Here is a 14,734-nt window from a genome sequence, read left to right as displayed (position 1 = left end):
GACGGCGCCACAACGCGGATCCTACATCGCTAGGGATGTCTTGACATCCCTAGCGAGATACCGTTTCCTTGAGGCATCGCTAGCGAGGTCTCGCAAGGGAGCCGCGCGGCGTGAACCGCTGGGTCTTCAAACTCGGGCCCTTCCAACTTCATACGTCTGGCTGCCGTGCTTACACGCCGGCCAGGGTGACGAGTACGACGCGGTCCCCTGGAGCACAGCCAGTTGTGCCACCTGCAGCCGTTGCGCTGCCCGTGGGCCAAGTGCAGGACCAACCCCTGTACCTGGCCGTCGGAGAACGCAACAGCAAGGGAGACAGCAAATGCGTCACAACGGACGTACACCCCTGAAGGCCAGCACGATGCGGCCCGAGCACCTCAGCCTCCGCGAGAACGAGCCCCGCCTCGTGGTCTGCCCGGACTGCGACACCTGGCACCGCCTCCAGCGCTCGATGATCCTGCCCCACCGCAACGGCGTCCCCGCCGAGCGGACCGGGCGCCGATACCTCGGCGACAAGCCATCCGGCGGACGCCGCTGCCCCGGCAGCGCGCAACGCATCGCCATCGACATCAGCGTGGAGGAGTGGACCGAGCGCCTGCTCGAGGCCGAGACCACAGCCGCTGGCCGTCGTACCGCCCGCCCCATCCGCAAGCCCCGTCCCCAGCCCACGCCCGCGCCGGTCCAGATGCCCGCCGCCACCCGCCCGCTGCGCGAGCAACTGGACGATCACCTGCAGAGTGACTGCCCCCACTGCCGTGCTGGCCGCTGCGCCCATGTCATCGAGCTGCGTCAGCGGATCCGCCGCACCACCCAGATCGTCGCTGCTCCGCTCACCCCGATCTACGGCCAGATCCGCACGGCTCTTCGTGAGCACCGTGCCTCCTGCGCGCCGTGCGGGAGCGGCGTCTCGTGCGACGCAGGCCGCAACCTTGCCGCCCGGGAGCACCTGGCCCGCACTGCCTGACCTCGTACGACCAGTCAGAACCACGACAGCAGCCCCCAGCGCCCCTGGCCTGGGGGCTTATCAGGCTGCCCGCACCCGCTCACCACGATGGAAGGACCCGCCCATGACGCTCGCCCGGCTCTCCCCCACCGCTGCTCGCCTTGCCTGCCGCCCCGCGCTCCAGGCCGCCGTCGACGCCGGCGCCCGCTGTGGCCAGGACCGATACCGGGAACTGTTCGACCGCAACCCCCAGTCGTCGCCCGTGACTTGGTCGGTGCAGCAGGCGGCCGCCCGGCAGTTCTGCGCCGAGTGCCCGGTCCGTCCGGCCTGCGAGGAGCTCGCGCTGCGGGACGGTATCGGCGACCGCTCGTGCGACGGCCTGGTCCGTGGCGGCCGCACCGGCCAGGAGTTGGCCATCGACCGGGAGATCCGCCAGCCCGCCCGCCTTGCTGCCGTGGCCGCAGCAGACCGGCAGCACCTCCTGGTACTCGCCGTCGCAGCCTGTGAGCGGTTCACGCTCGACTACACGATGGAAGCCGGGCCCATCACCAGGCAGGGACTGCGGCGCGACGCCGTGGAACGGATCGGGGCGATAGCCATGCGCGCCGCTGACCGGGGCGAGGCCTGGAACATCGCCGTCTACAACGCGGCTGGCGCTGATATCACCGACGAATTCGATTTTGCCCGCAATGACTTCGGCGACCTTCCGCTCGCGGCCTGACCGGCTCCTGTGCTGCACGTCGTCCCCAGCCCTTCGGGGCTGGTGTCGGCGTGGGGCCGCAGGACCCCACCGTGCGCCGTCTTCAGAAAGAGGGCGAGCCCCCGACACGGCGCTGCACACGCCATATGTGCCGGGGGGCCAGCACGGATCCCAACAAGCTCGAGGAGAGCTGATCCGCATGGCCATTATGGCAACTTGCCCGCACGTCGGGCCCACCGACGACCCTCACGCCGGGCTCATCGACGAAATGACCGATGACGACAACCGGCGGGGGCCGGAGCCTGACGAGACCGAGTTTCATCAGCTCGTTGGCCGCCTCGTCGCCGTGGGCGATGACCAGGCCCGGGCGGCTGGCCGCCGTGTTCGTCGGACCTACGCCGAGATGCTCCCCGGACCGTACGACCGCCAGCCGGTCCTCTACATGGCCCCCAGCATCGTCTTCGAGACGAGTGAGCAGGCCAGGGGGTACGCCGCATGAGCGCCCTCGAGGACCAGCAGGCGGCAGCGGCAGCGGCCTCCGAGGCCGCTGCCAAGGCCGAGGAGGACCGCCGGCAGGCCGAAGAGGCCCTGCGGCGACACGCCGAGTCGGTGCTCAAACTCAACGGCAAGTGAGCGCCCGGCACAGCTGACAGCTGCGCTCGCGCGGCTCTGGCCCGCGCTGTCCGTGACACGGGGCGGGCCAGAGCCGCTGACCTTACCCGCGCCCGGACGGCCGCCATCCCGGCGGCCGTCCGGGCGCGGGACGCCGGCCATGCCGTCGCCGAGATTCACCCGGCCGCTGCCCGAGAGACGTCACCCCGCATGCCCAACCACCAGGCAGGTCCCCGTGGCTGACGACCTGTACGCCCGCTACATGCACGCCCACCGCGCCTGGCGCACCCACCACCGGGACTGCGAGCCCTGCCGGTCCGGGCAGCACTGCCCGGACGGAGCCCCGCTGTACCAGCGGTTCGCCGACCTCCAGGACGCCTACCTCCGCGAGCTGCGCTCGCGCGGGTCCGGGCCGCGCCGCCCGTGACGCGGGACCGGTTACGAAGTCGTGGCCCGCCCCGCGCTCCTATCCCCGGCCGGCTGCCCGCCCGACGAGCAGTCGGCCTTTCACGAACCCTCGCTCCGGGCACAGACCCGACCCGATCATCCGAAGGAGACAAATGAACGCCAGCTCTTCCTCTTCCGTGGCCGAGGTGGCCGCGCCGGTCACGTACCGGTGCGACGACTACGTCCTCTACCGCGACCCCGAAAAGTTCTGGCTCGGCAAGCCGGGGCACACGGTGGTCTGCCGGGTCGACGGGGTCATCCCCTTCAGCAGCGGCGAGATCCGCTACACCCTGGCCCGCCTGGACAGCACCGGCGGGCTGATCAAGCAGGCCCGCGCCCCGTACATGCGGCTGCTGCCGCCGGCCGACGCGATGCGCGACATCGACACCGCACCGCTCGACACGGTCACGGACACGGCCGACATGACCCCGGCCGCCGTCGCCTGGCTCACCGCGCAGACCGCCACCGCCTCCCGGCGCCCGGAGCTTCCCCGCCCCTGACGGACTGCCAGTTGCCCGACCCGTCCGGTCCGGCCGCCGAACCCCAGCGGCCGGACCGGACGGTGAGGGGAGCCCGGACAGCCCGGACGACCACCAAAGACCAGGAGGACCCGATCATGATCAGCCTTTACGACGTAACGAAGCTCGCCGAGCAAGCCGCCGCCTACCACCACCCCCACTTCCAGGGCGTGGCCAAGACCGAGTACAACAGCGTCTCCTTCACCTTCGCCGCGTTCACCGGGCTGGAGAAGGAGCCCGTCCTGCCCCGCGAGGTACGGACCGACTCCCGCCTGAGCGACGCGGCCTGCGACCTGCTGGAGGAGGAGTACCGGGAGGCCCGCAACCTCTGGTACGACGCCGGGTACGTCCGCGCGCTCACCAACCTCCGCCCCGCCGCCACCCAGGCCTGGGGCACCTTCGACCAGGCTCGCACGCAGCTGGACGAGGCCTTCGCCGCCCTGGCCACCACCGACGACACCCACTGGCACGCCGCGGTGTCCAGGCTGGTCACCGCGCAGGACCAGGCGCTGAAGGCCGCACGGGCCTGGGACGAGCAGGCCGCGGCCCTCGTCGAGGTCAACGAAAAGTTCCTGTACAGCGACCTCTCCCGCCGGGACGCGTACGCGCGGGCCGGTCTCGACACCACCGGCTGGGTGATCGGCGACTCCTACGACTACCGGGGCTACGGCGAAAGGCCGCTCGTGCGGCAGATGTCCGCCGTGATCACACAGCAGCGCGAGCACCTGCAGACCGTCGCCTCGCTCACCGGCGACCGCGCCCGGTCCTGACCCGCCCGTACACCGTTCGGCAGAAGGAGATTCAGCATGGAGCACGAAAAGGAACCGGTCCCGCAGGAGCGGGCCCTGACCAGAGGCCAGGGGGTGGTGCTGGGAGCCGCAGCCGTCCCGATGCTCGTCGTCGGCGGGATCGGAGCCGCAGGTACCTATACGAACATGCGGGCGCATTTTTCTGAGTCCGCGACGGCGCTCGGGGTCGTCGCGGCCGGTGAGGGCGCCACCCTGGTCCTGGCCCTCGTCCTGGTCGGGCTGACCCTGCTGGGGCAGTCCTCGCCCCCGGCGGTGCGGCTCGGTCTGTGGGCGCTGCCCGCGGTGGCCTCCGCCACCGGCGCGGTCGTCGCCGAGGACACGACGGAGGCCGTCGTCTATTCGGTGACCCCGATGGCGATGTGCGTGGCCGCGGAGGGCATCGGACTCCTGGCCCGCAGGGTGGTGATCTACCGCACGCGCGTCGACATGGAGGCCCAGCGCCGCAACGCCAGGACGCTGCAGAAACTTGCGGTGCAGAGGGCACTGGCCACGAACCACCCCGACGAGAAGGCCCGCAAGAAGGCGGATCGCAAGTCCTGGCGGCTGGCCCGCCGGGTCGGTGTCGGTGACGACGGCCTTGGGACCGGCCTGGTGACCGTCCAGCGCGACCGGATGACGGCCGGTGCGGACACCGCGCTCACCGCGATGTTCGCCCCGGCCGTCACACCGGCCCTTGCCGCGTCCGTCACACCCGCCCTCGAACCGGGGGCACCCGCCGCACCGTCCGTCACGCCGTCCGTGACGGACGGGACCGTTCGGGACACCGGCGGCACGGCCCCGGCAGGGGCCGTCACGGACACAGTCACGCAGGTCAGCCCGGAAACGGGCAACGATCCGTCACAGGGCGGGGAAACCGTCACGCCCCTGCCCCGTCACACCGTCACGGCCACCGACACGGAGGGTGTGACGGAAACCGTCACGGACCACGCCGAGAAGGCCGTCACGGACGAGACCGTCACGGGTGAGCAGTACACCGTGACGCTGGAGGACCTCGCGGCCGTCGCGGGCGTCCCGGTCCCCGTACCGGGCGAACACCTGACTGACGAGCAGCTCGCGGTCGTGCTGCGCCACCTCCGCTACCGCGAGGACCCTCCCCGGTCCTACCGCCGGGCTGTGGGCGACTTCCGTGACGCTGGATACGTCGGCAGCGAGAAGCGGGTCCGCAGGGTCTGGGGCGAGCTCATGTCGTCCGAGGAGACCGACACCCCTGCCGAGCCGGACTCCGAGCACGAGAGCACGGACGAGGACGACGAGGAAGAGGCCGCTCCCCGGCCCTGATCCCCAACCCCCGGCACCACCAGTGATGGCCAGCCCGGCACCGCCGGACTGGCCGTCGCTGCGACTGCCGGAACCATGCACCACGCAGTCGACAGGCGGCAGCAGACCCGGTCGAGCAGACCCGGCGAGCGACCCCGGCGAGCAAAGCCACGCGCTTCGCAGACCCGGACGAGCAGACCCGGCGCGCCCCCGGAGGAGCCCCGCCCGAAGCCGCTCCCGGCCCGCTTTCCACGGCCCGGCCAGGAGCGGCTCCATCACCCCCAACCAACCGTCAGGAGCGTGTTCACCATGGCCTTTTTCGGCCTGATCGGCAACGACCAGAAGCTCGCACAGGAGTACAGCGGCCGCGAGTCCGCGAGCGAGAAGGCGGCCCGCAAACGCCGCGAATCCCACCACCGCAACGCGCGGGCGGCGGACCGGCAGGGCCAGGCGTGGGAGGCCTCCGAGCGCGCCCGCCAGGACCGCGGCGGCTGGTGGCGCACCCGCTGACCACCCCGCCCCACCTCCATTCCACACACCCCGAGGGGCCGCCGCAACGACACCCGGTACGGCGGCCCCTCGGGGCCTCAACTCCCTTCTGGAGAGCCCGTGTTGCTTGTCTGTCTGCATGTCCGTCGTCCCCGCCGCCTGCGTCACCTGCGGCGCCTCGCCGATGTCCCGGTCACGGTCACCCGCCTGCCCGGCCGTCCCCTGCCCGCCCCGCCGGCCGCCACGGTCCCGCGGCGGCTGCCCGACGGGTTCCGTCCCGCCACCACCCCCGCCCCCGCGCCCACCGCCCTGGCCACCGCCGACGCGGACGAGCTGGCGGTGCGGGCCTGGCTCCACCACGACCAGCACGGCCACACCGACGCCGATACGGAGGTCCGGCGATGACCGACACCACCCATGGCCGGCCGATCGAGCCGACCGACGTCAAGCTCTCCACGGAGCGCACCGACAACGGCACCACGCCGCCACCTCCCCCGCCTTCCACCCCGCCGTCCGTGCCGGACCCGTTCCTGCCGCCGCCCCGGCGCACCACCCCGCCCCCGGCCGGACCTCCGGCCGCTCCCCCGGCCAGGCCTCCGGCCGCTCCCCCGCCGCCCCGTGGCGACGGGGGCGTGGCGGTGGCCGCACCGGCGCCCGCCCCCACCGTGCATCACCACCACTACTACCCCGCCCAGCCCGCACAGCAGGACCGGCCGCCCCGGTTCAGCGTCTCCCGGCTCAGCCCGCTGAAGAACGGGTCCGCCTTGGTCGCGGGCCTGCTCCTCCTCCCGGTGACGGGCAAGGTCCTGCACGTCTTCGGGGACGAGCCCGGGGTGCTGATGGCGGCCCTGGCCGCCGCCGGGATCCTGGAGCTGCGCAAGCGCGGCCGCTCCTGGCCGGTCCGCTTCCTGACCTGCAACATCGTCGCTTCCTGCTTCGTCACCCCGGCCGGTCTGCACCTCTTCGGCTACCTCTTCACCGGGGTGTGGTCATGACCGTACGGACCTTTCTCCTGGCGGTGCTGCGGTGAACGTACCCGTGGGAGAGTTGCTCGCCGGCCTCGCCGTCCCTTACCTGACCAGCGTTGTCCGCACGCTCACCCGTCGCGGGCTCACCGACCGGGCGGAGCGTCTGCGGCGCCCCGCGCCGGGGCTCGGCCTCCTCGCCGTCGCCGCCGCCGTGAGGTGGCCGTACCTGGCCCACACCGTGCCAGTGCCGGTCGAACTCGCAGTCGCCGCCGCCTTCTACCTGCTGATCCTCTCGGTCAGCTGCTGGCTCCTGCCGCCAGAGCCCGGCCCGGACTGCCGCGCCGCCTACGACCGCCTGGCCACCCCGTGGGCCGTAACAGTCCTCGGAACCTTCCTGATCGCCGTATCCGGACCCGTGCTCACATGGCTGACCTGGGGTGTGCTGCCGTGAACGTGACGCCGACCCAGTTGTCCCTCGGCGGCTTCGCCCTGGCGGCCGCAGTCCTCGTGCTCACGCTCGCCCGGTGGTGGCGCACCGGGCGCGAGGCGCCCTCGGCGGCCGCCATCACCGGCGGCCTGCTGATCGGCCTGCTCAGCGCCCTGTGCTCCGGCGGTCTGCTCGGCTGGGCCGCCCGCCGCACCGCCACCACCCTCACCAACCCCCTCGGCAACGCGATCGCCGGTACGGGCAGCAGCCGGCTGCTGCCCGAGACCGCGCCCTCGGGCATGAGCCCCGGCGGCGCCGTCGCCACGACCGTGCTCCTGGCCGTCCTCGTCCTCGCCTGGCGCTGCTGCGACAACCAGCTGCGCCGCCAGATCGCGGCCGGTGCGCTGGTGGGCTCGGCGGCCGGGCTGACCGCGGCGGTGTCGGGCCTGGCCGCCCTCACCCTCATCCCGGCCGTGAATCACCTCGGCGACCAGATCACCGCCCACCTGCCCTTCCAGTAACCCCTCTTCCCCTGCGTATGTGACCGGAGGTCACCGTGCTCAACCTGCCCACGTCCTCCCTGACCGCCGGCGGCCTGGCCATCGGCCTCGCCATCCCCGCCCACTTCGCCGCCCACTGGCTCAAGGCCAACTTCAAGTCCAAGAAAAAGGATTGGAAGACCCTGATCCCCTTCGCCGGTGGCGTCGCCTACGGCGGCCTGGCCTCCATGTGCACCGGCGGCCTGATCGCCTTCGGCGCCGGGGCCATCACCCTGTTCGGCAACGGCGCCGGCAGCCTTGCGCTGTGGGGGATCACCGGCGGGGACGCCACCCGGGGCGTCCGCGCCACCCCGGTCGAGCTGACCGCCGACGGCAACATCCTCCTTTTCCTCCTGACCGTCGTCGTCTTCGGCCTGTGGAAGGCCATCAAGTCCGAGGAGAAGAAGCTCGCCAAGCGCGGCATCGTCGCCGGTGTCCTGCTCGGCCTGTCCGCCGTCCTCGGCGGCGCGGTGGCCGCCACCGTGATCCCCACCGTCAACAACTTCGGATCGCAGCTCCTCGGGTCCGTCGGCTGACCCCGCCCCCGAACGCCGTGTCCCGGCGCCATCGGTCGCCCGCACCCACCCGCACCGCCCCTTTCGCCCCGGCGGCCAGGGGCGGCCCGTGTGTGCGGACGGCCGTCACCGCCCGGCCCCCGGCCATCTGCCTGCCCGCCCCGTGCCCCTTGGAGGAGCACCGTGACATCCCGCCTGCCCGACCGGATCATCGTCGACGCCGAATTCGTCGACGACGAGCCCACCACCAGTACCACCGACACCGACACCGCTGCCGCCGATGCCGCCGACCGCCCCAGTCTGGCCGCCCGCACCGCCACCTTCCTCAGCGCGGCAGCCCTCCGCGAGGCCACCGCCGTCCGCGAGGGCCTGCGCATCCTGGGCGCGGAACGTGCCGGATGGTTCAACAGCGACAGCACCCTGGTCACCGACGCCCACGTCCGCGCCGATCTCCTCAACGACCGGTACGCCACCTGGCAGCAGGACCAGGCCCGCGAGGCGCAGCGCCTGACCGAGAAGGCCGAGGCGCTGGAGAAGTCGGCCGACGAGAAGGTGGCCGAGGCCAGTGCCGACGGTGCCGGTCCGGGCGACCACCAGCGTCTGGGCAAGGACGCGGAGAAGCTTCGGAGCGAGGCCGCCGCGTGGCGCGAGTGTGTCCGGCAGGTCGAGCTCCAGCCCTACACCGGACACCGCGAGCCCACCGCCGCCGAGCTCGCCACCCATCGCAAGCGGATGGGAAACCGCCGCCGCTGGAAGGCCATCGCGGCCGGTGTGGCCGCCGGGTGGGGCATGCTCCAGTTCGGCGGCCCCACACTCCTGGGCGGCATCCTGAGCGGGCTGGTGGCCGTCGGCTGGGCGAAGGGACGGTTCACCACCTGGCGCGCGGCCCCGCCCGAGGTCCCCCAGCTCGACTACGCCGCCCCCGCCGCCCCGGTCACCGCGTCCTCATCTGCCGCCACGAGCCCTCCCGGCGCGGCCTTCATCCCCCATCAGGCCTCCCCGGCCGGGCCGGGGTTCACCAACCCGGCCGGTGCTCCGGGCTTCACCGCCTCCTGGACACCGGCCGACACCCCCTCCCCTGCCGGGCCCGACGAGGCAGAGCTGGACTGCGAGGAGACCGACCAGCTCACCGAGGCGATGCTCGCCGCCGGAGCGATCACCGAGGGCACCGTCCGCCTTGCCCGGCCCGACTCGATCACCCGCGTGCCCGGCGGGTGGCTCGCGCACGTCGTTCTGCCCAAGGGCGATGGGGTGAACGTGGAGACCGTCCTGCCCAAGCTTGGGCAGGTCGCTGGGGAGATGGGTCTGGACCGGGCCAGGTTCTTCATGGACCCGGTCCATGCCTCGGCCGGCGGAAACGCCAAGACCATCGCCGTCGCCGCCTTCCAGGAGGACCCGTTCACCGAGCCGCGGACCTCCCCCCTGGTCGGCATGGACTCGGTCGATGTCTGGGAGCACGGCATCCCCGTCGCCTTCGACGCCTTCGGCACCCTGGTCAATCTGGTCATGAAGGACACCAGCCTGGCACTTGGCGGGGCCTCCCGCACCGGCAAGGGCGCGGCCCTGCGCGGCATCATCGCCGGTGCCCTGCTGGACCTGCGGGTGAACCTCCGGCTCGTCGACGGTAAAGCCCCCGGCCAGGACCGCTGGAGGAACCTGGCCGCGACCTTCATCGACGAACCCGGCACCAAGGGCGCCAAACGCACCCGCGCCCTGCTCGAGGCCCTGGTCGCCGACCTGGACCGCCGTGCCGCGATCCTCAAGCAGTACGGGATGGAGCAGATCGACGACCCCGCCCTGATCCCCGAGCTCGGCGGCCTCGAGCTGGTGGTCATCGACGAGGCCGCGGCCATCACCGGCGACCGCAAACACGGCGCGGCGATCAAGGAAGCACTCTCCTCGCTCGCAGCCCGCGGTCTCTCGTTCGGCATCATCCTCGTCATCGCCACCCAGGTCGTCACCAAGGGCGCCGACGGTGTGCTGCCCCGCCTGGTCACCGGCAACATCACCTGGAAATGGGCGATGCGGGTCACCGAGACCACCGAATCCAACATGGCGCTGAGCCAGGGCGCGGCCAAGGCCGGCTGGGACGCCTCCACGCTCGATCCGGCGATCCGAGGCATGGGCATCCTGCTCGCCGACCGCTACCGCCGCATCCGCTCCCTCTGGCTCGACGGCCCCGACCTCCTCGCCCTGATCGAGAACATCACCCGCATCCGCACCACCGCCGGCCGCCTCCGCGGGCAGTGGAACGACCCGATCGAGGCCGCGATGCGCAACCTGAGCACCCCGCCTCCCGGACACGCTGCGTCACCGAAACCGGCCGCTCCGGCCGACGCGGACGAAGACCTCGACGAGGGCCTGGACGACGAATTCGGCCCCGAGGACGAAGCCGAGGAGAGAGAACACGACGGCCCCGGCACCGAGGACGACAGGTCCACCGGCGCCGACGGCGTGCCCATCCTCCTGCTGCGCGCACACAAGGCGGTGCTCGCCGCGGGAGGCCGGATGCACACAGGACCGCTCGCCCAGGCCCTCGGCTACGAGGACTCGCGGAAGCTCGGGATCGCCCTCAACAGCATCCTGCGGGAGGTCGACGTCGAACGCCCGGCAGGCGGCCAGCTCCGTGTCCCCGGCACCGACAAACCCGGCCTCGGCTACTACGCCGACACCCTCGCCACCGCCATCGAAAGATACCGAGGGTGACCACCGCACCCCGTACACCCCCTACAACGGCATCCCAGACACCCCGTCTGGGATGCCGCCCCCGTATGGGTTCCTGACCTGCATGTATGGGTTGTCTGGGATCAGGGAGACCCCCCGGAATCCCGCCCGGCAGACCCCATACAGCCGCCCACCAGGACCCACCCCCAACAACCCCGACATCCCATACAACCTCACGCACCGTCACCCGCGCCCAGAGGGCGAACACCCCGGCCCCCGCCACCGAACCCACCCCCACCACAACTCCGCGCCCGCCGGCACCAGCACGACGCCGACGGGCGCGGAGCACTGCCCACCAACGACTGGAGGAACCGCTCGTGCCCATCCCCCGCCCGCCCCGCCGGACCGGCCGGCCCCGACCCCGGCGCCCCGGACCCCGCTACCCGAACCGGCCCGCCCGGACCCCCGGCACCTGGAGCAAGTGATGCCCCCAACCCGCACGACGCGGCGCCGCACAGCCGCCCGGGTACCGCGCAGCACCACGGCACTGCCCGAATACGACCGCGGCGCCGTGCCCGCCGGACTGGTCACACGGCGTGACCTAAGGGCAAGGAACCTCAGCCCCGGGCACAACGAGGGCCCGGTCGCGATCCTGCGCTGCAAACTGTGCGCCACCCGCCCGGACTGGTCCTGCCGCCACCCCACCCGCGGCTTCCTGCTCCGCCTCGACCTCGCAGTGCCCAAGAGAGTGCCGACACTCGCTCAGGAATGGGCACTGGACCGCGCAATGGCCGCGAGAACCACCTGCCCGCGATGTAAGCGCCGCTACGAATTCTGCCTCCCGCTGCGCACCCAGGGCGTCTACGACCCCTGCGACAAAGGCTACGAACCCACCCCCGGCACCTACACCACTCCCCCGGCCAAGCACCCGCTCGCCTGAACCGAGAAGACCACCACCCATGAACACCACCGCCAGCACCGACCCCACCGCCAGCACCGAGTCCGCCACGATGAACAAGAACCTGGACAACGGCTGTGCCGACGTCGCGGCGGAGATCGCACGCACGGACCAGAAGGGCTCTTTACTCCTCGCCTTCGACGGGGCGGCCCTTGCAGGCCTGGCCAGCCTCGCCGAAAAGGACCTTCCCCGGCCCGCCCAGATCGCCGGCGGTGCCGCCGCCCTCACCCTGGTCGCCGCCGCCGTACTGCTGCTCCTGGTCGTCCGGCCCAATCTCGGAGGCCGCACCTCGGTACCCGGAACCTTCCCGTACTGGGCCCAAATGGACGCGCCCGCCATCCGGGCCTCCATGAGCGCCGACACCCGACCCGCCCGCATCGAGGCCCTCTCCACCAGCGCCTACACCAAGTACAAGCGGCTGGAGCGGGCAGTCGACACGATTCTGATCGCGCTCGCCCTGCTCCTGGCCGCCGCTGTCCTCGCCGTCACCGGATGAGCAGCTGACCGCACACGCTCGCCCTGGTCCTCATCGCCGTGGCAGCCACCGCTGCCCGGCACACCCACCACACCCCATAAGGAGAACCCCGATGGCCACCACTGTGATCACCGCCGAAGATCTCATCCGCCGCCACGCCGACGACATCGCGTATGTCGCGGAAGAGGCCCCGGCCGCTGACCTCGACACCTTCATCAGCCAGCTCGACGCCGCCGCCTCGAACTACGACAGGGCCGGCATCAACGGGCACGAGGACCTGGAGACCGCCGCGATCCACCTCGACGAGGCCCGCCACAGCACCGACGAGACCACCCGCACTGTCTTCCTGCGCCGGGCCGACCAGCTCCTCTCCCCGATCGTCTGGGACATGACGCAGGAGTACCGCGAGATGGTGGGCGACTGACCCGGGGGCACCACGGCAGGTCGCCCTGCCCGCCAGGCGCCCGCGCCGCAGCCACATCCACCGCCCCGACCCGCCTGGCGGCTCCCTGTGCCGCCCCGTCCCCTTCCCGGGGCCGGGGCCGTGCAGAGGACCGGACAGCCAGACCCGCACCACCAAGAGCCACCGCCCGGCCATCCGCGAACCCCGGACCGATGTCCGACCGCCACCCCATCCCGCCCAACCAGCCGAAAGGGCCCAATACCTGATGGAACCGCTGCACATCCCCACCGGCACCCTCTGCGCCCTGATCGGCCCTCCGGGCTGCGGCAAGTCGACCTTCGCCAGCCGCTACCCGGCGAGCTGGAGGGTGTGCCTGGACGAGTACCGCCTGGCCGCGACCGACAGCATGGCGGATCAGTCCGCAACCCCGGTCGCCGCCCGGATCCAGAACCTGCTCCTGGACGCCCGGCTCTCCCGCAACCTGCCGGTCCTGGTGGACAGCACCAACGTGTTCGCCCACGTCAGGGCCGGGCTGCTCGCCCGCGCCCGCTACTGGCAACGCCCCGTCATCGCGGTCCTGTTCGACCTGCCGCTGGAGACCGTGGAAGCACGGAACGCGGGACGTGACCGGGTGGTCCCGCTGACCATCGTGCGCGAGCACCACCAACTGCTGCCCACCCCCGGCCAGCTGCACGCCGAGGGCTTCGCCGCAGGGCACCCGGTCTCCGAACTCCCGACCACGCCCGACGCCCTGCACCAGGGCACCCGCCACTGATCCGAGCTGCAGTTCCGCCCCGGGACAGGCGACAAGGCGTCCAAACCAACCGCCTGACCCAGGTCCATCCCACCCCGTACGAGACGAGAGGGAGATCCTCAGTATGGACTCCGTCCTGCGCGTGCAGGCCCGAATCGGGCAGCGCGCACTCCTACTGACCACCGCCGCCCTGCCGTTGACCGGCTGGGCCGTGCACGCGGTCGCGCTGCACAGGCAGCTCGCCGCCACCCGCAAAGACCCGCTGACCGGGCTGCTGCGCCGCGACGCCTACACCGCCCGCGCCCGCCGCATCCTGGCCCGGCACGGTGACGGCGTGGCCGTGGTCATGGTCGACCAGGACCACTTCAAGGCCGTGAACGACGACTTCGGCCACCCGGCCGGGGACGCCGTCCTGGCCGCGACCGCCGCCCGGCTCACCGCATGGGCAGGCCCGCACGGCGCCGTCGGCCGCCTCGGAGGCGACGAGTTCGCCGCCGTCGCCCAGCTGCCCGCAGGGCGCCTGGAGCAGCGCCTCGCGCAGCTGGTCCGCATGCTGCACACCCCGGTCGTCCTGGACGACGGCCGCACCGTCGACGCCGCCGCCTCGGTCGGCGCCGCAACCCCGCACGCGGTCGGCTCCCGCGACCTGGGCCCGTTGCAACGGGCCGCCGACGCAGCCCTGTACGACGGAAAACACTCCGGCCGCGCCGTCCTCGCGACGCGGCAGCACGCCATGACGCCGTCCGTCAACGGCCGCCGGGCTGGCAGGCCGGGCACAGCCGTGTGGAGGCAGGCCGCATGAGCCTCACACCCCTGCCCGAAGGCGACTGGATCCGCGGCATCAGCATCCGGCAGCCGTACGCGGCCTGCATCCTCACCGGCGCCAAGACGGTGGAGAACCGGCCCGTCCGGTGGCGGACCGGCTGGGCGCTGCTGCACACCAGCAAGACCATCGACCAGCCCGCCCTGCAAGTCCCGCTGATCGGCCGCACGATCCGCGACCGCGAGCTGGTCACCGGCGCGGTCGTCGGCATCGCCCGGATCACCGACTGCCACCAGGACCCCGAAGGAGCGCCGCCCTGCTCACAGTGGGCACACCCGGGCGCCTGGCACCTGGTGCTCCACGACGTCCAGGAACTGCCCCTGCCCGTCCCCGCATGCGGGCAGGTCGTGCCGTGGAAGCCGACGCCGGACCTGCTGGAGCACGTGTTCCAGCAACTGCCCGGCTTCCGGCCGTAACCCGCACCCGAGGCAAGAAG

General features: G+C 72.2%; 21 protein-coding genes. All 21 read left to right on the top strand.

Annotated elements, in window-relative coordinates; all coding sequences use genetic code 11:
• Positions 1-319: 319 nt before the first annotated feature.
• Positions 320-961, top strand: coding sequence for a hypothetical protein (locus OCT49_RS38485; RefSeq protein ID WP_283856836.1), 642 nt, complete (start codon positions 320-322; stop codon positions 959-961).
• A 103-nt stretch (positions 962-1,064) separates the two neighbouring features.
• Positions 1,065-1,661 carry a WhiB family transcriptional regulator gene (locus tag OCT49_RS38480; protein ID WP_283856835.1) on the top strand — a complete coding sequence of 199 codons (597 nt, stop codon included), beginning with the start codon at positions 1,065-1,067 and terminating at the stop codon, positions 1,659-1,661.
• 178 nt (positions 1,662-1,839) lie between these two features.
• Positions 1,840-2,139, top strand: a complete 300-nt coding sequence (locus OCT49_RS38475; RefSeq protein WP_283856834.1) for a hypothetical protein — start codon at positions 1,840-1,842, stop codon at positions 2,137-2,139.
• Positions 2,136-2,273 carry a hypothetical protein gene (locus tag OCT49_RS38470; RefSeq protein ID WP_283856833.1) on the top strand — a complete coding sequence of 46 codons (138 nt, stop codon included), beginning with the start codon at positions 2,136-2,138 and terminating at the stop codon, positions 2,271-2,273. The genes OCT49_RS38475 and OCT49_RS38470 overlap by 4 nt, the downstream gene beginning before the upstream one ends.
• 214 nt (positions 2,274-2,487) lie before the next feature.
• Positions 2,488-2,679 (top strand): hypothetical protein, encoded by a 192-nt coding sequence (locus OCT49_RS38465; protein WP_283856832.1) that lies wholly within the window; start codon positions 2,488-2,490, stop codon positions 2,677-2,679.
• A gap of 133 nt (positions 2,680-2,812) precedes the next feature.
• Positions 2,813-3,199 (top strand): hypothetical protein, encoded by a 387-nt coding sequence (locus OCT49_RS38460; RefSeq protein ID WP_283856831.1) that lies wholly within the window; start codon positions 2,813-2,815, stop codon positions 3,197-3,199.
• Between the two features lie 116 nt (positions 3,200-3,315).
• Complete coding sequence (locus tag OCT49_RS38455) at positions 3,316-3,987, top strand: hypothetical protein (RefSeq protein WP_283856830.1); 672 nt, start codon at positions 3,316-3,318, stop codon at positions 3,985-3,987.
• Positions 3,988-4,023: 36 nt separating this feature from the next.
• Complete coding sequence (locus OCT49_RS38450) at positions 4,024-5,304, top strand: DUF2637 domain-containing protein (RefSeq protein ID WP_283856829.1); 1,281 nt, start codon at positions 4,024-4,026, stop codon at positions 5,302-5,304.
• A gap of 288 nt (positions 5,305-5,592) precedes the next feature.
• Positions 5,593-5,793, top strand: a complete 201-nt coding sequence (locus OCT49_RS38445) for a hypothetical protein (protein WP_283856828.1) — start codon at positions 5,593-5,595, stop codon at positions 5,791-5,793.
• A 99-nt stretch (positions 5,794-5,892) separates the two neighbouring features.
• Complete coding sequence (locus OCT49_RS38440) at positions 5,893-6,177, top strand: hypothetical protein (protein WP_283856827.1); 285 nt, start codon at positions 5,893-5,895, stop codon at positions 6,175-6,177.
• Positions 6,174-6,767: a hypothetical protein gene (locus tag OCT49_RS38435; RefSeq protein WP_283856826.1), complete on the top strand. Its 594-nt coding sequence runs from the start codon at positions 6,174-6,176 to the stop codon at positions 6,765-6,767. The genes OCT49_RS38440 and OCT49_RS38435 overlap by 4 nt, the downstream gene beginning before the upstream one ends.
• A gap of 31 nt (positions 6,768-6,798) precedes the next feature.
• Positions 6,799-7,191 carry a hypothetical protein gene (locus tag OCT49_RS38430; protein WP_283856825.1) on the top strand — a complete coding sequence of 131 codons (393 nt, stop codon included), beginning with the start codon at positions 6,799-6,801 and terminating at the stop codon, positions 7,189-7,191.
• Complete coding sequence (locus OCT49_RS38425; protein ID WP_283856824.1) at positions 7,188-7,688, top strand: hypothetical protein; 501 nt, start codon at positions 7,188-7,190, stop codon at positions 7,686-7,688. The genes OCT49_RS38430 and OCT49_RS38425 overlap by 4 nt, the downstream gene beginning before the upstream one ends.
• A 35-nt stretch (positions 7,689-7,723) precedes the next feature.
• Positions 7,724-8,242, top strand: a complete 519-nt coding sequence (locus OCT49_RS38420; RefSeq protein ID WP_283856823.1) for a hypothetical protein — start codon at positions 7,724-7,726, stop codon at positions 8,240-8,242.
• A 162-nt stretch (positions 8,243-8,404) separates the two neighbouring features.
• Positions 8,405-10,927 carry an FtsK/SpoIIIE domain-containing protein gene (locus OCT49_RS38415; protein WP_283856822.1) on the top strand — a complete coding sequence of 841 codons (2,523 nt, stop codon included), beginning with the start codon at positions 8,405-8,407 and terminating at the stop codon, positions 10,925-10,927.
• A gap of 442 nt (positions 10,928-11,369) precedes the next feature.
• Positions 11,370-11,825 (top strand): RRQRL motif-containing zinc-binding protein, encoded by a 456-nt coding sequence (locus OCT49_RS38410; RefSeq protein WP_283856821.1) that lies wholly within the window; start codon positions 11,370-11,372, stop codon positions 11,823-11,825.
• 19 nt (positions 11,826-11,844) lie between these two features.
• Entirely contained in the window at positions 11,845-12,339 is a 495-nt protein-coding gene (locus OCT49_RS38405) for a Pycsar system effector family protein (protein WP_283856820.1), read from the top strand.
• Positions 12,340-12,430: 91 nt separating this feature from the next.
• The gene (locus tag OCT49_RS38400) at positions 12,431-12,742 is read left to right on the top strand and encodes a hypothetical protein (protein WP_283856819.1); all 312 of its coding nucleotides are present in this window, start codon (positions 12,431-12,433) and stop codon (positions 12,740-12,742) included.
• A 244-nt stretch (positions 12,743-12,986) separates the two neighbouring features.
• Positions 12,987-13,496: an ATP-binding protein gene (locus OCT49_RS38395; protein WP_283856818.1), complete on the top strand. Its 510-nt coding sequence runs from the start codon at positions 12,987-12,989 to the stop codon at positions 13,494-13,496.
• Positions 13,497-13,599: 103 nt separating this feature from the next.
• Positions 13,600-14,277, top strand: a complete 678-nt coding sequence (locus OCT49_RS38390; RefSeq protein WP_283856817.1) for a GGDEF domain-containing protein — start codon at positions 13,600-13,602, stop codon at positions 14,275-14,277.
• On the top strand, positions 14,274-14,714 hold the full coding sequence (locus OCT49_RS38385; RefSeq protein ID WP_283856816.1) for an ASCH domain-containing protein: 441 nt from the start codon (positions 14,274-14,276) through the stop codon (positions 14,712-14,714). Before OCT49_RS38390 ends, OCT49_RS38385 begins: the two co-directional genes overlap by 4 nt.
• Positions 14,715-14,734: the final 20 nt, after the last annotated feature.

The organism is Streptomyces sp. ML-6, from assembly GCF_030116705.1.
Taxonomy (GTDB): domain Bacteria; phylum Actinomycetota; class Actinomycetes; order Streptomycetales; family Streptomycetaceae; genus Streptomyces.
Note: the sequence above shows the minus strand (reverse complement) of the source record. Positions and strands in the feature narration are given on the sequence as shown.